General features: G+C 69.9%; 20 protein-coding genes. 7 read left to right on the top strand and 13 right to left on the bottom strand.

Annotated features, from left to right (window positions below; all coding sequences use genetic code 11):
• Nucleotides 1–123 precede the first annotated feature (123 nt).
• The 3 genes from G412_RS0105840 (at nucleotide 124) to G412_RS0105850 (ending at nucleotide 3,392) form a co-directional block, all read left to right on the top strand.
• Nucleotides 124–1,440 carry a glycosyltransferase family 4 protein gene (locus G412_RS0105840; RefSeq protein ID WP_028811237.1) on the top strand — a complete coding sequence of 439 codons (1,317 nt, stop codon included), beginning with the start codon at nucleotides 124–126 and terminating at the stop codon, nucleotides 1,438–1,440.
• A gap of 129 nt (nucleotides 1,441–1,569) precedes the next feature.
• Nucleotides 1,570–2,325 carry a class I SAM-dependent methyltransferase gene (locus tag G412_RS0105845; RefSeq protein WP_028811238.1) on the top strand — a complete coding sequence of 252 codons (756 nt, stop codon included), beginning with the start codon at nucleotides 1,570–1,572 and terminating at the stop codon, nucleotides 2,323–2,325.
• A complete protein-coding gene (locus G412_RS0105850; protein ID WP_028811239.1) occupies nucleotides 2,322–3,392 on the top strand; it encodes a prenyltransferase/squalene oxidase repeat-containing protein in 1,071 nt (356 codons plus the stop codon). Before G412_RS0105845 ends, G412_RS0105850 begins: the two co-directional genes overlap by 4 nt.
• A gap of 15 nt (nucleotides 3,393–3,407) precedes the next feature.
• Here the strand turns inward: G412_RS0105850 and G412_RS0105855 are convergent, their stop codons facing one another.
• The 10 genes from G412_RS0105855 to G412_RS0105900 form a co-directional block, all read right to left on the bottom strand.
• Complete coding sequence (locus tag G412_RS0105855; RefSeq protein WP_028811240.1) at nucleotides 3,408–3,701, bottom strand: hypothetical protein; 294 nt, start codon at nucleotides 3,699–3,701, stop codon at nucleotides 3,408–3,410.
• Nucleotides 3,702–3,791: 90 nt separating this feature from the next.
• The gene (locus tag G412_RS0105860; protein ID WP_037647865.1) at nucleotides 3,792–4,244 is read right to left on the bottom strand and encodes a type II toxin-antitoxin system VapC family toxin; all 453 of its coding nucleotides are present in this window, start codon (nucleotides 4,242–4,244) and stop codon (nucleotides 3,792–3,794) included.
• On the bottom strand, nucleotides 4,223–4,483 hold the full coding sequence (locus G412_RS0105865) for a ribbon-helix-helix domain-containing protein (RefSeq protein WP_028811242.1): 261 nt from the start codon (nucleotides 4,481–4,483) through the stop codon (nucleotides 4,223–4,225). The genes G412_RS0105860 and G412_RS0105865 overlap by 22 nt, the downstream gene beginning before the upstream one ends.
• A gap of 27 nt (nucleotides 4,484–4,510) precedes the next feature.
• Nucleotides 4,511–5,521, bottom strand: coding sequence for an LLM class F420-dependent oxidoreductase (locus G412_RS0105870; protein ID WP_028811243.1), 1,011 nt, complete (start codon nucleotides 5,519–5,521; stop codon nucleotides 4,511–4,513).
• A gap of 205 nt (nucleotides 5,522–5,726) precedes the next feature.
• Nucleotides 5,727–6,914 carry a cytochrome P450 gene (locus G412_RS0105875; RefSeq protein ID WP_028811244.1) on the bottom strand — a complete coding sequence of 396 codons (1,188 nt, stop codon included), beginning with the start codon at nucleotides 6,912–6,914 and terminating at the stop codon, nucleotides 5,727–5,729.
• Nucleotides 6,901–7,611 (bottom strand): cyclodityrosine synthase, encoded by a 711-nt coding sequence (locus tag G412_RS0105880; protein ID WP_078606819.1) that lies wholly within the window; start codon nucleotides 7,609–7,611, stop codon nucleotides 6,901–6,903. Before G412_RS0105880 ends, G412_RS0105875 begins: the two co-directional genes overlap by 14 nt.
• Nucleotides 7,612–7,852: 241 nt before the next feature.
• Entirely contained in the window at nucleotides 7,853–8,725 is an 873-nt protein-coding gene (locus tag G412_RS0105885) for a DUF5336 domain-containing protein (protein WP_028811246.1), read from the bottom strand.
• Nucleotides 8,726–8,845: 120 nt separating this feature from the next.
• A complete protein-coding gene (locus G412_RS0105890; protein ID WP_028811247.1) occupies nucleotides 8,846–9,859 on the bottom strand; it encodes an N-acetylmuramoyl-L-alanine amidase in 1,014 nt (337 codons plus the stop codon).
• A 22-nt stretch (nucleotides 9,860–9,881) separates the two neighbouring features.
• Nucleotides 9,882–10,529 (bottom strand): class I SAM-dependent methyltransferase, encoded by a 648-nt coding sequence (locus G412_RS0105895; protein WP_028811248.1) that lies wholly within the window; start codon nucleotides 10,527–10,529, stop codon nucleotides 9,882–9,884.
• A gap of 40 nt (nucleotides 10,530–10,569) precedes the next feature.
• Nucleotides 10,570–11,007, bottom strand: coding sequence for an ATP-binding protein (locus G412_RS0105900; protein ID WP_037647868.1), 438 nt, complete (start codon nucleotides 11,005–11,007; stop codon nucleotides 10,570–10,572).
• An 85-nt stretch (nucleotides 11,008–11,092) separates the two neighbouring features.
• Between G412_RS0105900 and G412_RS0105905 the strand changes: the two genes are divergently transcribed.
• From G412_RS0105905 to G412_RS0105915, 3 genes are all read left to right on the top strand, one after another.
• Nucleotides 11,093–11,941 (top strand): helix-turn-helix domain-containing protein, encoded by an 849-nt coding sequence (locus G412_RS0105905; protein WP_028811250.1) that lies wholly within the window; start codon nucleotides 11,093–11,095, stop codon nucleotides 11,939–11,941.
• Nucleotides 11,901–12,176 carry a DUF397 domain-containing protein gene (locus G412_RS0105910; RefSeq protein ID WP_028811251.1) on the top strand — a complete coding sequence of 92 codons (276 nt, stop codon included), beginning with the start codon at nucleotides 11,901–11,903 and terminating at the stop codon, nucleotides 12,174–12,176. The genes G412_RS0105905 and G412_RS0105910 overlap by 41 nt, the downstream gene beginning before the upstream one ends.
• 302 nt (nucleotides 12,177–12,478) lie before the next feature.
• The gene (locus G412_RS0105915) at nucleotides 12,479–13,669 is read left to right on the top strand and encodes a lipid-transfer protein (RefSeq protein ID WP_028811252.1); all 1,191 of its coding nucleotides are present in this window, start codon (nucleotides 12,479–12,481) and stop codon (nucleotides 13,667–13,669) included.
• Nucleotides 13,670–13,716: 47 nt separating this feature from the next.
• On the opposite strand, the gene G412_RS0105920 is transcribed toward G412_RS0105915, so the two are convergent.
• The 3 genes from G412_RS0105920 to G412_RS0105930 form a co-directional block, all read right to left on the bottom strand.
• A complete protein-coding gene (locus tag G412_RS0105920; protein WP_028811253.1) occupies nucleotides 13,717–14,541 on the bottom strand; it encodes an MBL fold metallo-hydrolase in 825 nt (274 codons plus the stop codon).
• Nucleotides 14,542–14,593: 52 nt separating this feature from the next.
• Nucleotides 14,594–15,151, bottom strand: coding sequence for a TetR/AcrR family transcriptional regulator (locus tag G412_RS0105925; protein WP_244282864.1), 558 nt, complete (start codon nucleotides 15,149–15,151; stop codon nucleotides 14,594–14,596).
• Nucleotides 15,152–15,247: 96 nt separating this feature from the next.
• A complete protein-coding gene (locus tag G412_RS0105930; protein WP_028811255.1) occupies nucleotides 15,248–15,853 on the bottom strand; it encodes a response regulator in 606 nt (201 codons plus the stop codon).
• 319 nt (nucleotides 15,854–16,172) lie between these two features.
• Here G412_RS0105930 and G412_RS0105935 point away from each other — a divergent pair, with 319 nt between their 5' ends.
• Entirely contained in the window at nucleotides 16,173–17,027 is an 855-nt protein-coding gene (locus tag G412_RS0105935; protein WP_028811256.1) for a MaoC/PaaZ C-terminal domain-containing protein, read from the top strand.
• Nucleotides 17,028–17,048: the final 21 nt, after the last annotated feature.

A 17,048-nucleotide genomic window follows, 5' to 3' on the forward strand; every position in this document is an offset into this window, starting at 1 on the left:
CGCTTACGGTTGCGCTACCTGCCGGTAGATTCAGAGCTGGTCGGACGATCGATACTGAAACTTGTTCTAGGTTAGCGCCAGCGGCTACGCTCCGGCCAAAGAGCAGTGAGAAGGGGGCCGTGAGTGACCGCTGAGGCCATAGAGGCGCGCCCCCACGCGGGGGACCCCGCCCAGGGCGACCGACCGCTGCGCATCGCGCTCCTCACCTACAAGGGCAACCCCTTCTGCGGGGGCCAGGGCGTCTACATACGCCACCTCTCGCGCGAACTCGCCCGCCTCGGCCACAGCGTCGAAGTCCTCGGCTCCCAGCCCTACCCCGTACTCGACGAGGGCGTACCGCTCACCGAGCTGCCCAGCCTCGACCTGTACCGCAGCCCGGACCCCTTCCGCACTCCCCGGCGCGACGAATACCGCGACTGGATCGACGCCCTCGAAGTAGCGACGATGTGGACTGGCGGCTTTCCCGAACCGCTCACCTTCTCCCTCCGCGCCGGGCGCCACCTCGCCGCCCGCCGAGGCGAGTTCGACGTGATCCACGACAACCAGACGCTCGGCTACGGACTGCTCGGCAACCTCGGAGCCCCCCTGGTCACCACGGTCCACCACCCCATCACCGTCGACCGGCAGCTCGACCTCGACGCCGCCGAGAGCCGCCTCAAGCGGGCCTCCGTACGCCGTTGGTACGCCTTCACGCGCATGCAGAAGCGCGTCGCCGCCCGCCTGCCCTCCGTGCTGACCGTCTCCGGCTCCTCGCAGCAGGAGATCGTCGAGCACCTCGGCGTACGCCGCGACCGCATCCGCGTCGTGCACATCGGCGCGGACACCGGCCTGTGGTCGCCCGACCCGTCCGTCGCCGAGATTCCGGGCCGGATCGTGACGACGTCCAGCGCCGACGTACCGCTCAAGGGCCTCGTCCACCTCGTCGAGGCGCTCGCCAAGCTCCGCCCCGAACACCCCGGCGCGCACCTCGTCGTCGTCGGCAAGCGCGCCGAGGACGGCCCCGTCGCGCAGGCCATCGAGCGGTACGGGCTCCAGGGCGCCGTCGAGTTCGTCAAGGGCATCAGCGACCAGGAACTCGTGGACCTCGTGCGCAGCGCGCAGATCTCCTGCGTCCCCTCCCTGTACGAGGGTTTCTCGCTGCCCGCCGCCGAAGCCATGGCCACCGGCACCCCGCTCGTCGCCACCACCGGCGGCGCGATCCCCGAGGTCGCGGGGCCGGACGGCGAGACGTGCCTGGCCGTTCCCCCCGGCGACGCGGGCGCACTGGCCGCCGCGCTCGGCCGCCTCCTCGGCGACCCCGAGCTGCGCCGGCGCCTCGGCACGGCGGGCCGCGACCGGGTGCTGGAGCGGTTCACCTGGGCCAAGGCCGCCCAGGGCACCGCGGAGCTCTACCGCGAACGGATCGCCGCGCACAGCGCGGTGCGCGGGGGAGCCCGGTGAGACCTCGTTGACGCGGGCTCCGCAGCCGACGCGGACCCCGCACACCCCCCGCCGTCACGCGGCCCCAGCCACGCGCCCCCGATGGACTGGCGTCGCCGTAACCCACCTCCACCCGGAAGGGCAGACCCCGTGCTGACCGTGGACTTCTCCCGCTTCCCGCTCGCCCCGGGCGATCGCGTACTCGACCTGGGCTGCGGTGCGGGCCGGCACGCTTTCGAGTGCTACCGGCGCGGCGCCCAGGTGGTGGCCCTCGACCAGAACGGCGAGGAGATCCGCGAGGTCGCCAAGTGGTTCGCCGCCATGAAGGAGGCCGGTGAGGCCCCGGCGGGCGCCACCGCCACCGCCATGGAGGGCGACGCGCTCAACCTCCCCTTCCCCGACGCCTCCTTCGACGTCGTGATCATCTCCGAGGTCATGGAGCACATCCCCGACGACAAGGGGGTGCTGGCCGAGATGGTGCGCGTACTGAAGCCGGGCGGGCGCATCGCGGTCACCGTGCCGCGCTACGGGCCGGAGAAGATCTGCTGGGCGCTGAGCGACGCGTACCACGAGGTGGAGGGCGGGCACATCCGCATCTACAAGGCCGACGAACTGCTCGGCAAGATGCGCGAAGCGGGCCTGCGGCCGTACGGCACGCACCACGCGCACGCGCTGCACTCGCCGTACTGGTGGCTGAAGTGCGCTTTCGGCGTCGACAACGACAAGGCGCTGCCGGTGCGCGCGTACCACAAGCTGCTGGTCTGGGACATCATGAAGAAGCCGCTGGCCACGCGCATCGCCGAGCAGGCGCTGAACCCTCTGGTGGGCAAGAGCTTCGTGGCGTACGCGACCAAGCCCCACCTGCCGGTGACGTCGGCCACGTCGGTCGCGGCGGACGCCAAGTGACGATTCCCGAGCGTACGGAACACCTCGTCCTGCCCGGTGTCCTCACCGCCGGTGAGGCCGCCGAGACCGTGGCGGGCATCCTCGCCGTACAGCGCGAGGACGGTGCCATCCCCTGGTTCCGTGGCCACCACCTCGACCCGTGGGACCACACCGAGGCCGCCATGGCGCTCGACGCGGCCGGCGAGCACGCCGCCGCCGAGCGCGCCTACGCGTGGCTGGCCAGGCACCAGAACACGGACGGCTCCTGGTACGCGGCGTACGACGACGGAGACGCCCAGCGGGTCACCGACCGGGGCCGCGAGACGAACTTCTGCGCGTACATCGCCGTCGGGGTCTGGCACCACTACCTCGCCACCGGCGACGACGCGTTCATCGACCGCATGTGGCCGACCGTCTACGCGGCGGTCGAGTTCGTCCTCGGGCTCCAGCAGCCGGGCGGCCAGATCGGCTGGAAGCGCGAGGAGGACGGCACTCCCGTCAACGACGCGCTGCTGACCGGCAGTTCCTCCATCCACCAGGCACTGCGCTGTGCGCTCGCCATCGCCGAGCAGCGTGAGGAACCGCAGCCCGACTGGGAGCTGGCGGTCGGCGCGCTGCGGCACGCCATCCAGTCCCACCCGGAGCGGTTCCTCGACAAGAGCCGCTACTCGATGGACTGGTACTACCCGATCCTCGCCGGCGCGATCACGGGCCCCGAGGCCAAGGCCCGCATCGAGGCCGACTGGGACCGCTTCGTCGTCCCCGGCCAAGGCGTGCGCTGCATACTCCCGAACCCCTGGGTGACCGGCGGCGAAAGCTGCGAACTGGCCCTCGCGCTGTGGGTGATGGGGGAGTCGGACCGGGCCCTGGAGATCCTCCAGTCGATCCAGCACCTGCGGGCGCCGGACGGCATGTACTGGACGGGGTACGTCTTCGAGGGCAACCGGGCCATATGGCCCGAGGAGCTCACCACCTGGACGGCGGGTTCCCTGCTGCTGGCGGTGGCCGCCCTTGGAGGCGACGAGGCGACCACCGCGGTCTTCAGCGGCGAACGGCTGCCGCTGGGCCTGGACCCGGACTGCTGCTGACCGCGTCTCAGGACCTCAGTGGCGACGGACGACGTTGGCCAGGGCGTGCCCGGCGAAGAGGTACACGATCGCCGCGAGACCGTACCCGGCGACAACACGTGCCCAGGCCTCGTCGAAGGTGAACAGGTCGTGTGACCAGCCGGCCAGCCACCGGGCGGCGTCCTGGACGAAGTTCACCAGGTCGTTCGCGCGGTTGGCGTCCAGCAGGTACATCAGGATCCACAGGCCGAGGATGACGGCCATGATGTCGGCGACGACGATGATGACGGTCGCCGCCTGGTTGCTTCCACTGCGATGACGTGGGGACATGTCGAACGTGTTGCCGTTTTACGCCGGACGAAACCGGGCGGCACCGGTCCAGGCTTCACTGCCATCGGCCGCTGGGCTCGCCTTCGACGCCTACAAATCGTCCGGCAGGAGTCGGAAGGCATCGTGCGGGGACAGGGGGCGAATGGTGCGGAAGTCCTTCCGGTCCAGGGTGAGAACAGCGTCCGTCGCGTATTCGCGCGCCAGCACGGTGATGACGGCGTCGGTGAGGTCCAGGTCGAGATCGCGGTACCGCCGCTGGGTCAGGCGGGCGTCGGACAGTACATCGGCGCCCGTCTCGCCGATCGCGTAGCGGCCCGAGCGGGCGTGGGTCAGGAGCTGGTCGATTACGGCGCCTGCGGCTTGCTGCCCGAAGCGTCTGCTCACCAGGTGGTCGAGTTCGGCGAAGACGAGCGGCGCGATGACGACGAGCCCGGCGGCGTCCATGACCTCACGGGCCTGCTTGTGATCGCGGCAGCTCCGGTCGATGGACGCGATGATGCCTGAGGTGTCCGCGATGACGATCACGGGTGCCTCTCGTCCCATGAGCCGAAGCTGCTGTCGGTGTCTCGCAGGAGACTGTCGGAATTCTCGGCGAAGGTGGGGTCACCGCTGTCGAAGACGGGCAGCCCAGCGGGCTCGTCCCAGGTGCGGTTCTGGGCGATGGCAAGCCGCACGCCCTCGCGGATCAGCTCGGCCTCGCTTATCCCCTTCCGCGACGCGGTGTCCTTGAGCGCGCGAAGGTCCTGGTCCTCGAGATACACGGTCGTTCGCTTCAGGCTCATACGCGTATGGTACCGCAGCCATACGTTTCAGCAGTTCAGGTCCGCCAGTACGCGCAAGGTATGCGGGTCCGGGGCCGTTATCAGCAGGTCCGTGACCGGGCCCTTGCGCCAGAGGTCCAGGCGTTCCGCGATGCGCTCGCGCGGGCCGATGAGGGAGATCTCGTCGGCGAACGCGTCGGGGACCGCCCGTACCGCCTCCTCCTTGCGGCCCGCCAGGAACAGCTCCTGGATGCGGTGGGCCTCCGCCTCGAAACCCATGCGCGCCATCAGGCCGGCGTGGAAGTTGCGGGCCGCGTGGCCCATGCCGCCGATGTAGAAGCCCAGCATCGCCTTGACCGGCAGCAGGCCCTCCGCCACGTCGTCACAGACCTGCGCCCGCGCCATCGGCGCGACCATGAAGCCGGCGGGGAGCGCGGCCAGCGACGCCGCGTACACGTCGGTGCGCATCGGAGACCAGTAGAGCGGGAGCCAACCGTCGGCTATACGGGTCGTCTGCTCGATGTTCTTGGGGCCCTCCGCGCCGAGGAGGAGGGGGAGGTCGGCCCGGAGCGGATGCGTGATGGGCTTGAGCGGCTTGCCGATGCCGACGGCGTCCGCGCCCCGGTACGGGAGCGGGTGGAACCGCCCGTCCACCTCGACCGGCGCCTCCCGCCGCAGCACTTGGCGGATTACGTCGACGTACTCACGCGTCGCGGTCAGCGGACTCGCGGGGAACGGCCGCCCGTACCAGCCCTCGACGACCTGCGGACCCGAAAGCCCGAGCCCGAGCATCATCCGGCCACCGGAGAGGTGGTCGAGGGTCAGCGCGTGCATGGCCGTGGCGGTGGGCGTGCGGGCGGCCATCTGGGCGACGGCGGTACCGAGTCTGATGCGGGAGGTGTGCGCCGCGATCCAGGTGAGCGGCGTGAAGGCGTCGGAGCCCCACGCCTCGGCGGTCCACACGGAGTCGTAGCCCAGGCGCTCGGCCTGGCGGGCCAGAGCGAGATGGCCGGGGTCGGGGCCGCGGCCCCAGTAGCCGAGAGCGAGTCCGAGGCGCATCTCTGTTTCCTTCCGGGCGAGGACGGCCCAATACCTGACGGCTCGTCAGGCGGGGTGTGCGGGGCGACTGTACGACAACGGTCCCCCGCCCGGAAGGCGCGCCGCCCGAAGGCTCGGCGGCGCGGTGTCGCGGGTGTGGCCATGGCCCCGGCCGGGTTCGGCCGGGGCCATGGCTGCGGCGGGCGCCGTCCGGCGCCGGCGATCACTACCAGGCGATGGGCAGGCGCTCGGGGATGCGCTTCATGAACCGGGTCCGCCACACGAGTTGCTCGACCGGGACGGCGAGCCGCAGGCCGGGCATCCTCTCCAGGAGTACCTCGATCGCGATCTCGGCGTGCTTCTTGCCGAGGGCGGTGGCGGGGCAGTAGTGCGCGCCACCGCCGAAGGAGAGGTGCGCGCCGGCGTTGGCCCGGTCGATGTCGACGGTGTGCGGGTCGGGGAACATGGCCGGGTCGGTGTTGGCGGCCTCCACCAGGACGAGCACGAGCTCACCCTTCTTCACCTCGACGTCGCCGAGGCGGACGTCTTCCAGGGCCAGGCGCGGCAGGCCGTCCGCGATGGACAGGTTGACGCGGAGCAGCTCGTCCACGGCGGCGGGGATCTTCTCGGGCGCCTTGCGCAACTGTTCCCACACGTCGGGGTGCTGGATCAGGGAGAAGATCGCCATGGTCAGGAAGCCCATGGTGGAGATGACCCCGGCGCCGAACATGGTGACCCCGACAGTGGCGAGCATCTCGTCCGTCAGATGGTCGTAGTCGGGATTGCCGCGCAGGGCGGCGAGCTCGGCCATGAGACCGGTGGTGGCCGGGTCGTCGAGGCGGTCGACCATGTAGGCGATGTCACGGTCCCAGTTCAGGCGGGCGCCTGTGATGGGGCAGGCCGAGTTCATGAACGCGATGTCGAGGCTGGCGGCGAGGCGCGGTGCGTCGGCCTGCGGGATGCCGAGGATGCGGCAGTGGAGGTGCTCGGCGTAGGGATTGGTGAACCGGCCGCGCAGATCGACCGGCGGGCCGTAGTCGAGGATGTCGTCGACCAGGGTGGCGGCGTGGGCCCGCATCCAGTCGGTGAGTCCGTCCGTCTTGGGGTTGATCGCCTTGAGGACAGCCTTGCGCAGCCCGGCCCCGGTGATGTTGCCCATGTTGTTGACCACCTCGGGCGGGATGGTCAGCGCGTACTGCCGGGGCACGCCGGGTGCGGAGGTGTCCTTGAGACTGAACCGGGGATCTTCGAGCACCTGCTTGCACAGGGCGTACGAGGACACGAGCCAGGCCGGGTCACCGGCGATCGTGCGGACTCGCTTGACCGGCTCGGCGCGCAAGGCCTCGATCTCGGGCGGGAGCTGGTCGCCGCGAGGGGAGAACGGGAAGTCGAGGAGCGTGTCAGTGCTGGTCATGGCGGTGTCCTCCGGCGGGGGTGACGATGGCGTGGCCCTGGTTGCGCGACGCGCGCAGGCCGGGGCCGCGGGCGTACAGCAGATCGGCCAGGGGCAACGCCTGGTGGTAGCAGTTGAGCGACGACGAGACGCCGAGGATGGCCGGGGTGTCGAGGAACAACGGCACTTCGGCGCAGATGTACTGGAGACAGACCTCGCGCTGCTGGGCGGTGCTGTCCTTGCCGTCCAGGACTTTGGTCGACAGGAACGTGTCGACCAGGGTTTCGCACGTGACGCGGAACTCCGGATCGGTGGCGAGCAGATCGCCCAGATGCGCGTGGAGTTCGCGATAGGCGGGGCTGCTGGTCAGGTCCGACATGGGGCGGCCGCGTACGTGGGTGCCGGTGGGGTCGGCGCTCAGGGCGGCATTGGTAACCTTGGCACGTACGCCGCGGAGGTTCTTCACCGCCTTGCGGCGGGCCTCCTCCGGCGGGTACCCGAGCGCCTCGTACATCGCTCCGATGTGGAGGTCTGTATAGACGAGGTCGACCTGACGGAAGTTGCGGAGTCCCCAGTGGGCCAGATCGGTGACGCGCTGTGCGGAGAAGTAGGAGTTGCCCGGCGAGATGCCTATGACGGCGTGTTCTCCCTCGTCGGCGATCACCTGGCAGTGCGAGGTGTAGGGCTGAACGGTGAAGAGTTCTACTGCTGTGGTCAACAGAGGAATTGGTCCTTCGCGCCGCTAGTCCCTGGGAGCCCTGTGCCCCCGGTGTGGCGACGGCGTGAGGAAAGTACCCGATCTTGGTCGCGGCTTTCTACGCCAACCGGACAGTAACTATATTGCGGACAAGTCAGTTGAGTTTTCACCTTTCCGGCAGGTGAACTTTTGGTAGCCGTAACGCCAACGGCTCCTCACCCCGCGCGGGGTGAGGAGCCGTTGGCGTTACGCTGCTTGGCCGTCAGCCGCGCTGGATGCCGGTGGTGTCCTGCAGGACGCCGCGGCGGCCGTCCTGCGTCTGGGCGACCAGACCGGGACCGCGCTGCTCCACCGCCAGGTACCAGGTGCCGGGCGCCAGCTCGGCGATCGGCGTCGGCGAACCGTCCTCGGCGTACAGGGGACGGGCGACCGGCACCGCGAACCAGAACGGCGCGAAGTCGGCGGCAGCGGCGGGCGCACCCGTCTGCTGCCCCTGCGCGGCCGGAGCCTGCTGCTGCGCGTGCGGCTGCTGACCCTGCGGCTGCTGACCCTGCTGGGGCTGCGCACCGTACGGCTGCGGCTGACCAGGCTGGCCGCCGTACGGCTGCTGCTGGGCGCCGGGGTAGCCGTAACCACCGGGGCCCGGCTGGCCGGGCTGGCCACCGTACGGCTGGTGCGTGACCGGCTTCGGGGCGCCCATGAGCGGGGCCTTGAGCGCCGGGACGAGCGGGGCGGCGACGGCGGCGGCGGCGGCGAGGATCAGTGCCGCGAGCAGGCCGAGGATCTGGCCGGGGCCGGAGTCGCTGCCGTCGACGATCGTCCAGAAGGCGGTCCAGGCCGCGAAGACGGCGAACGCGACCCCGAACTGCCCGAGGTCGATACCGGCGATCTTCCGCTGCTGCGGCAGCGCACGGGACACCACGATGAGCGCCGCCGCGATCACACCCGCCAGGTAGACGCTCATCAGAAGGCCCAGGCTGTCCCAGGCGTTGCCGGAATCGATGGCCGGAGGGCAGAAGTTGCCCGAGCAAGCCGGCTTGTCGTACGACTTGAAATCGAGGAACGAGGCGATGAACAGCACCACCGCTGCTCCGATCACCACGCCGTCGCCTCGAGTGAGGGAGCGGATGTTCACTTTGAAGGTCCTTAGTGGGTCGACTCGTCGGGGCGGCACAGTGCGGAGCTCGGGGGCAGCTCCCCATCGTACGGATGAATCTATCGTCCCTCCGGCGGCGTCGGCCCCCGGGTATCAGACCTACCCGTTGAGGTAACTCCCGATGCCGTCGGCGATCCCCTGCGCCGCCTTCTGGCGCCAGCTCCCGTCCGTCAGCAGAGCCGCGTCCTTCGGATCGCGCATATTGCCGCATTCGATGAACACCTTGGGCACGGTCGACAGATTGAGCCCGCCGAGGTCCTTGCGTACGACCAATCCCGTGCCACCGCCCACGTAGTTGGACGGCGCGCTGCCCGTCGCCTGGACGAACTTGCCCGCGAGGCGTGTCCCCAGATCACGCGAAGGGCCGACGATCTTCGACGTATCCGCGGCGCCGCCCTTCACCAGGGCGGGCAGGATCACGTGGAAGCCGCGGTTGCCGACCGCCGAGCCGTCCGCGTGGACCGAGACCACGGCGTCGGCCTTCGCCTCGTTGCCGATCCGGGCCCGCTCGTCCACGCACGGCCCGTACGGACGGTCCTCGTTCTGTACGAGCTTGACCGTCGCGCCCTGCTGTTCGAGGAGGGTACGCAGGCGGCGCGAGACGTCCAGGGTGAACGAGGCCTCGGTGTAGCCGCCGTTGGTGGAGGTGCCCGTGGTGTCGCATTCCTTGCGGTGCGTACCGACATCAACGAGTCTGCTGATTTCACGCGTATGGCGGAAATTGCCCGGATTGTGGCCGGGGTCGACCACCACGACCTTGCCGGCGAGCGGCCCGGTCGCGGTGGGGTTCGCGACCGGCTTGCCCTGCTCCTGCGTCTTGGATGGGGAAGCGGTCGCCGCGGGCGGCGTGGTGGGAGCCGACGGCTTCGCGTCGGCCGGCGACGAGGCGGATCGGCTCTGGCTCTGCGCCTGACTCTGGCCCGGCAGCGGTACCACCTTCGGCGGATCGCTGTCGCCGGGGCCGCTCATCGCCTGCCACGCGAGCCAGCCCGCCAGGGCGGTCGGTACGAGCGCGGCGACCGCGACGGTGACGTTCCCCCGGCCGAAGCGGCGGGGAGAGGGGGAGGAGGAGGGGGAGGAGGGCGAAGTGGGGGGCTGGCTGTCGTACGACACCCGGCGATGCTATCCGGGCCGGTCAGATCCCCGAGGATGTACGGCGCAGGACACGAAGCGAGTCGGTCACCGAGATTTCGGTGAAGGCGCCGGACCCGAGTGCACGCTGATGCACGCGGTACGGCGCCTGGCCCCCGTCCGCCGGGTCCGGGAACACGTCGTGGATGACGAGCAGCCCGCCGACGGCGACGTGCGGGGCCCAGCCCTCGTAGTCACCGTTGGCGTGCTCGTCGGTGTGTCCGCCGTCGATGAAGACGAGACCGACCTCGCCGCCCCACACGGCCGCCACCTGCGGCGAACGCCCGACGATCGCGATCACGTGGTCTTCGAGGCCCGCCTTGTGGAGCGTGCGCCGGAAGGTGGGGAGCGTGTCCATCAGGCCGACCTCCGGGTCCACGACCGTCGGGTCGTGGTACTCCCAGCCGGGCTGCTGCTCCTCGCTGCCCCGGTGGTGGTCGACCGTCACAGCGACCGTGCCGGCCGCGCGGGCGGCGTCGGCCAGCAGGATCGTAGAGCGCCCGCAGTACGTACCGACCTCCACCAGCGGCAGCCCGAGCGCCCCGGCCTCGGCAGCGGCGGCGTACAGGGCGAGCCCTTCACGCACCGGCATGAACCCCTTGGCGGCCTCGAAGGCGGCGAGCGTCTCGGGCTTGGGCGCGGCGGCGGCCATGGGGTCCTCCGGTCAGGCGGCGTGCACGTGTACTGGGCGGTCACATCGTAGGCGGGCCCGAACATGGTTTCGCATCGCACTCGAACCAGACCGTCTTGCCGCCCGGCAGCGGCACCGTGCCCCAGCGGTCGGCCACGGCCTCGACCAGCAGCAGGCCCCGCCCGCCTTCGGCGAGCTCGTCGCCTCCGTGCACCGCGAGCGGCGGGCGGGGACACCTGTCCGTGACCTCCACCCGCAGCCCGCCCGGCCGGCGGAGGATGAGGAGGTTGCAGTGCCGGTCGGGTACGTGACGTACGACATTGGCGACGAGCTCGGTGAGGGCGAGCTCGGCGGCGTCGGTCAGCTCGACCAGGTCCCAGCGCGCCAGGAACATCCGCACCATGCGCCGCAGGTGCCGCGCCGAGTGCTCACCGACGGTGAAGCCCATGCGATAGCTGGCGTCAATTTGCGCTGATGCGGGGGCAGTTACGTGATTCATGTCACCAGGATGGCGTGGCGCGATTACGCTCGGCTACTGACCGAAAGGAACGCCTCACGGCGTTGAACTTGGGGGTGGCCTCCGCATGGTCAACATCCGCGATCTCGATCCCAGCGCATCGCCGCTGGACTACTACGGCTCCGAACTGCGCCGCCTGAGGGAGGCGGCCGGGCTCAAGCAGGGGCAGCTCGGTGACATCGTCTTCTGTACGGGCTCGCTCATCGGCCAGATTGAAACGGCACGCAAGGTGCCGACCCGCGACTTCTCGGAGCGGATCGACGCGGCGCTGGGGACGGGCGGGACGTTTTCGCGGCTGCTGGGGCTGGTGCTGCGGAGTCAGTTGCCGCACTGGTTCCAGGCGTATGCGGAGATGGAGGCGCGGGCGACGTACATCTCCTCGTTTCAGGCGCAACTGGTGGACGGCCTGCTCCAGACGGAGGCCTATGCGCGGGCGGTACTGGCAGGCCGGTCCGAGGGGAACGTCGATGCCCGAGTGGCGGCACGGATGGAGCGGCAGCGCATCCTTGAGCGTGAGAATCCGCCATTGTGCTGGGTGGTGCTGAGCGAGGCTGTCCTGCGTCAGCAGATCGGCGGCCGTGACGTCATGCGGAACCAACTCGCCCACTTGTTGAGCCTGCGGGGGCGGGAGTGGGTCAAGGTACAGATTCTGCCGTTCGAGACCGGCGCCCATGCGGGACTGATGGGCTCTTTCAACCTCTTGCGGTTCGAGGGTGACCCCGACCTCGTGTACACCGAGGACTTCGTCCAGGGCCATATGACGGCCAATCCTCAGGCTCTCAGGGAGGGTTCGCTCCGTTACGATCACTTGCAGGCTGCCGCGCTCCCCGTGGGGGATTCGGCAGCACGGATCGCCCGCGTAATGGAGGAGTGTTATGGACACCAACCAGAACCTGACGGGGGCGCAGTGGCGTAAGTCGTCGTACAGCGGTGACACCGGAGGCCAGTGCGTCGAGTGCGCCCCCCTGGGCGCCGCCGCCTGGCGCAAGTCGTCGTACAGCGGTGACACCGGCGGCGAGTGCGTCGAGGTCGCCACTCAGCCCTGCCGCATCGCCGTCCGAGACTCCAAGAACCCCGAAGGCCCCGCCTTCGCCGTCGCCCCCGCCGCCTTCGCGGCATTCGTCACGGCCGCCGCCGAGGGCGGCCTCTGAGGACCGTCGCCACACAGCTCCGCCCCGGTACCCGCGCATGCGCAGGTACCGGGGCGGAAGTCATTGCCCTCAGTGGAAGATGACCGAGCGATCGGCCAGGGTGTTACGAAGCCGCATGGGATTCCATTCATTTCGGTGAAGGCTTTGGTGCCTTCTGTCCGTTGCCCATGCTGATGTCCCACGATGTCCGCGTCACTCGAACGGGCGTAGCCGTATCGATTCCTCAGCCTCAATATGACCTTCCGTCAGATTGCAACGTGTTCTAGTCTGCCCGAGGCCGAAGGGGAGAGGGAGACGAGCTGATGAAGGCGTACATCGTCGGTGCCGGGATGACGAAGTTTGAGAAACCCGAGAGCCGTGACTGGCAGTACTGGGACATGGCGAAGGAGGCCGGGACCGAGGCGCTGGCCGACGCCGGGATCGCGTACCGCGACGTACAACAGGTCGCCGTCGGCTACTGCTTCCAGGCATCGACGGCCGGTCAGCGAGCGGCGTACGAACTCGGTCTGACCGGCGTCCCCGTCTACAACGTCAACAACAACTGTGCGACCGGTTCCACGGCACTGATGATGGCGCGGCAGTTCGTCGAAGGCGGTATCAGCGACTGCGTGCTGGCGCTCGGCTTCGAGAAGATGAAGCGGGGGGCGATGGGGGGCGGTTCGGACGGGGGCGACTTCGCGACTTCACCCGTCGCCCGGCATTACGGCGTCATGGCCGCCGCCCACGGCTTCGAAATGACCCCGCCCACCGCGCAGATCTTCGGCAACGCGGCGCGCGAGCACATGGAGCGGTACGGCACGACGGAGGCGCAGCTCGCGGCGGTCGCCGCGAAGAACCACAGGCACTCGGCGGACAACCCGAACGCGCAGTTCCGGGACGTGTGGACGGTCGACGAGATCCTCGCGGCGAAGACCATTCACCGGCCGCTGACGAAGCTCCAGTGCTCGCCGACCTCCGACGGCGCGGCCGCTGTGGTCGTGGTGTCCGAGCGCTTTCTCGTCCAGCACGGCTTGCACGGCAAGGCCGTTGAGATCGCCGCCCAGGCGATGACGACGGACACCGAGGAGTCCTTCGCCTCCGGTTCCTGCATCGACGTCGTCGGCAAGCCGATGTCGCGGGCCGCCGCACGTCAGGTGTACGAGGCGTCCGGGCTCGGCATCGAGGATGTCGACGTGGTCGAGCTGCACGACTGTTTCTCCGTAAACGAGCTGCTGACGTACGAGGCGCTGGGCATGTGCCGCGACGGTGAATCCGGCAAGCTCGTGGAGAGCGGCGCGACGACGTACGGGGGCCGCTGGGTCGTCAATCCCTCCGGCGGGCTCATCTCCAAGGGGCACCCACTGGGCGCCACCGGCCTCGCGCAGGCGGCGGAACTGACGTGGCAGTTGCGGGGGGAGGCGGGGGCGCGGCAGGTGGAGGGCGCGCGGGTGGGGCTGGCGCACAATATCGGCCTCGGCGGGGCGGCGGTGGTGACGATGCTCCGGGCGGCATGAGCCGAGGAGTGGGCGGGGCAGGAGACGGCGGCCGGCAACCGTGCGGATCACGGTCGGTCTTGGGTCGGCCATTGCTGCAACCGCTGGAATTCCCACGGGTCGTGGGCGCAGAACACCTCCGTACCGTCACCGAGTTCGGCCAGCCGGGCCACATTGCCCAGGCGCATGGCGCGGTCCACCTCCGCGCCGCGCTGCACCATTTCCAGTACGGGATGCGGGACGGGGGCGGAGCGGTCCAGTTCGCCGTGGTGGAAGTACGCGTCGCCCGCGTGCACCAGACGTCGGTCACCGGTCTCGACGACCACAGCCGCATGGCCCGCGGAGTGCCCTCCGAGCGGAACCATCAGGATCTCCGCGGGGAGCCCCCGCAGCGGCCGGACACCGTCGAAGCCGAGCCAGGGTTCGCCGTCCTGCTCCGCGTACGTGGTCCAGCGCGGCCCGTGTGCCAGTTGGGCCTGGCGGTAGGTGGCGCCGAGGTCGGCGCGGGCGGCGGCGAGTTCGGCCTCGTGTACGTGCACGCGCGCGTGCGGGAAGTCCCGCAGGCCACCCGCGTGATCGCGGTGGAGATGGGTCAGCACGATGTGCCGGACGTCCTGCGGCGCGAATCCCAGCCGCTCGACCTGCCGTACAGCGGGCAGCGCGGGGTCCAGTGACGGTTCGGCGAATGCGACCCAGTCAGGGCCGAGGCGCTCGTTCGGGTCCTTGACATCGGCAGTGCCGATGCCCGCGTCCACCAGCACCAGACCGTCGGAAGCGGTTTCGACCAGCAGGCAGTGGACGACCGCGCGGGCCGGTTCCAGGGGTGGGCCGCCAGGCCGGTCCACGGGGTCGATCTCCCGTAGGGAGCCACAGTCGAGATGATGGACACGCATGGCTTGCCCTTTCGGTCACGCAGGAGTCACGCGGGAGTCACGCGGGAGGAAGTCACACAGGAGAAGGGGAACGGCCGTCAATCAGGTCCCCGAGGTCGCGAGCCGTGCGGTGGATGACGCTCACATCGCGCCGTATCCGCGCCAGCAGCACCGCTCCCTGAAGGGAGGACAGCACCGTGTCGGCGAACGAGTCGGCGCGCTCTTCCCGAACACCCCAGCCGCGCAGCGCGGTGGCGAAGACGCTCTGCCAGGCCGCGTAGACGGCGTCGCAGGCGGCCCGGATCGGTTCGCTTTCGGCCGCGGCCTCCAGAGCCACAGTGGCCACCGGGCATCCCTTTTGGAACGCGGAGTCTTCGAGGGAGCGCGCGAAATGCTCGCCCACCGTGGCCAACGCGGTACGGGCGTCAGGCGCGGCCTCCATCAAACCGGCGAACACCTCGCCGAGTTCCCGGCCGGACAACGTCACAGCTTCGGCGGCCAGTTCCTCCTTGCCACCAGGGAAGTGGAAGTACAGCGAACCTTTGGGGGCGCGGCTGTCGGCCAGCACCTGGTTCAGCCCGGTGCCGTGGTAGCCCTGCCGCTGGAACAGCTCTGCGGCGGTGCGCAGCAACCGACCGCGTGTTTCGCCTCGCGCTGTCATGACCCCAAGAATAGACCGATTGGTCTAGAGAGGGAAATGGGAGCGCTCGGCACCTAACGCGAGGGCTCAGAGCCAGCCCTGCAGCCTCGCCGCGCGTACCGCCTCCATGCCGTTGCGGGTGCCGGTCTTGCCGATCGCCGACGACAGGTCGTTCCGTACGGTCGACTCCGGCAGGCGCAGTTTCCCCGCGATGTCGGCGACGGTCGCCCCGGCCGCCGCCGCGTTCAGTACGTCGCACTCGCGCGCGGTGAGCGGGCTCGGCCCGGAGCTGAGGGCCGCCGCCGCGAGGGCCGGGTCGATGACGGTCTCACCGGTCAGCACCCGGCGGATCGTCGCGGCCAGCTCCTCCACGGGGCCGTCCTTGACCAGGAAACCCACCGCCCCCGCCTCCATGGCGCGGCGCAGCCGGCCGGGCCTGCCGGAGGTCGTGAGGGTCACCACCCGGCAGTCGGGCACCTCGTCGCGCAGCAGCGCGGCGGCGTCGAGGCCGCTGAGGCCGGGGAGTTCGATGTCCAGGAGCGCCACGTCGGGGCGGGAGACGAGGGCGGCGTCAACGATCTCGTCACCCTTGGCCACCTGGGCGACGACCTCGATGTCCGCCTCCAGGCCAAGCAGCAGGGCGAGGGCGCCGCGCATCATGCCCTGGTCCTCGGCGAGGAGGACTCTGATCACGGGGTGGGCTCCAGTTCCAGGTCGTTGCCTACGGGCTGGTCGGAGCCTACGCCCGGCCGGTGTCCGTAATGCGCACATGCGCACATGCGCACATGCGCGCGTTCGGGTGAGCTGTCGGTCGCGATCCCGCAGAATTGACCTGACGGAGCGTCAGTGAGCGGTCTTCACAACTTCCGGGGCGTGCGTTATACATAGGCCCCATCGGCCTAGAACGCGTTCTAGAACGGGCGGTCCGCGGCCGGTCCCGCGCGACCTCGGTGCGGCCGACGGTGCGGACGGCCGCGCCGGGGTCTTCCATCTCCCAAGGAGCAGCATCCCCATGCCCATCGATGCCGCAAAGGCCCTCGCCGCCGAACCCCGCAGCGCCGAAATCGCCTGGGACCACAAGGACGTCCAGCTCTACCACCTCGGCCTCGGTGCCGGCACGCCCGCCACCGACCCCGACGAGCTGCGCTACACCCTCGAATCCCGGCTGCACGTCCTGCCCAGCTTCGCCACCGTCGCGGGCGCCGGCATGGCCGTGGTCGGTGGCCTCTCCGCGCCGGGCATCGACGTCAATCTCGCGCACGTCCTGCACGGTGGCCAGCGCATCGAGCTGCACCGCCCGATCCCCGTCAGGGGCAACGCGGTGCAGACGTCCAAGGTCCAGGCGGTGTACGACAAGGGCAAGGCCGCCGTCATCGTGCTGCGCTCCGAGACCGCCGACGACAACGGGCCGCTGTGGACCAGCGACGCCCAGATCTTCGTACGCGGCGAAGGCGGCTTCGGCGGCGAGCGCGGACCGTCCGCCCGCACCGAACAGCCCACGCACCCGCCGGACGTGGAGGTCGAGCGGCACGTACGCGAGGACCAAGCCCTCCTCTACCGCCTGTCCGGCGACTGGAACCCGCTGCACGCCGACCCGGAGTTCGCCAAGCTCGCCGGTTTCGAGCGGCCGATCCTGCACGGCCTGTGCTCGTACGGCATGACGCTCAAGGCCGTCGTCGACACCGTGCTCGGCGGCGACGTCGCGCGCGTCACCTCGTACAGCACCCGCTTCGCCGGGGTCGTCTTCCCCGGCGAGACCCTGCGCCTGCGGATGTGGAAGTCGCCGGGGCGCGTCCAGGTGTCGGTCACGGCTGTCGAGAGGGACGACGCGCCGGTACTGGCCGACACCACCGTCGTACACACGTGACCTGAACTTCGTGAAGGGAGC

The organism is Streptomyces flavidovirens DSM 40150, from assembly GCF_000429085.1.
GTDB lineage: Bacteria > Actinomycetota > Actinomycetes > Streptomycetales > Streptomycetaceae > Streptomyces > Streptomyces flavidovirens.

Coding starts and splice junctions, on each gene's coding strand:
- G412_RS0105855 (WP_028811240.1), bottom strand. CDS start 3,701: ATGTCCCCACGTCATCGCAGTGGAAGCAACCAGGCGGCGACCGTCATC.
- G412_RS0105860 (WP_037647865.1), bottom strand. CDS start 4,244: ATGGGACGAGAGGCACCCGTGATCGTCATCGCGGACACCTCAGGCATC.
- G412_RS0105865 (WP_028811242.1), bottom strand. CDS start 4,483: ATGAGCCTGAAGCGAACGACCGTGTATCTCGAGGACCAGGACCTTCGC.
- G412_RS0105870 (WP_028811243.1), bottom strand. CDS start 5,521: ATGCGCCTCGGACTCGCTCTCGGCTACTGGGGCCGCGGCCCCGACCCC.
- G412_RS0105875 (WP_028811244.1), bottom strand. CDS start 6,914: ATGACCAGCACTGACACGCTCCTCGACTTCCCGTTCTCCCCTCGCGGC.
- G412_RS0105895 (WP_028811248.1), bottom strand. CDS start 10,529: ATGGCCGCCGCCGCGCCCAAGCCCGAGACGCTCGCCGCCTTCGAGGCC.
- G412_RS0105900 (WP_037647868.1), bottom strand. CDS start 11,007: ATGAATCACGTAACTGCCCCCGCATCAGCGCAAATTGACGCCAGCTAT.
- G412_RS0105905 (WP_028811250.1), top strand. CDS start 11,093: ATGGTCAACATCCGCGATCTCGATCCCAGCGCATCGCCGCTGGACTAC.
- G412_RS0105910 (WP_028811251.1), top strand. CDS start 11,901: ATGGACACCAACCAGAACCTGACGGGGGCGCAGTGGCGTAAGTCGTCG.
- G412_RS0105915 (WP_028811252.1), top strand. CDS start 12,479: ATGAAGGCGTACATCGTCGGTGCCGGGATGACGAAGTTTGAGAAACCC.
- G412_RS0105920 (WP_028811253.1), bottom strand. CDS start 14,541: ATGCGTGTCCATCATCTCGACTGTGGCTCCCTACGGGAGATCGACCCC.
- G412_RS0105935 (WP_028811256.1), top strand. CDS start 16,173: ATGCCCATCGATGCCGCAAAGGCCCTCGCCGCCGAACCCCGCAGCGCC.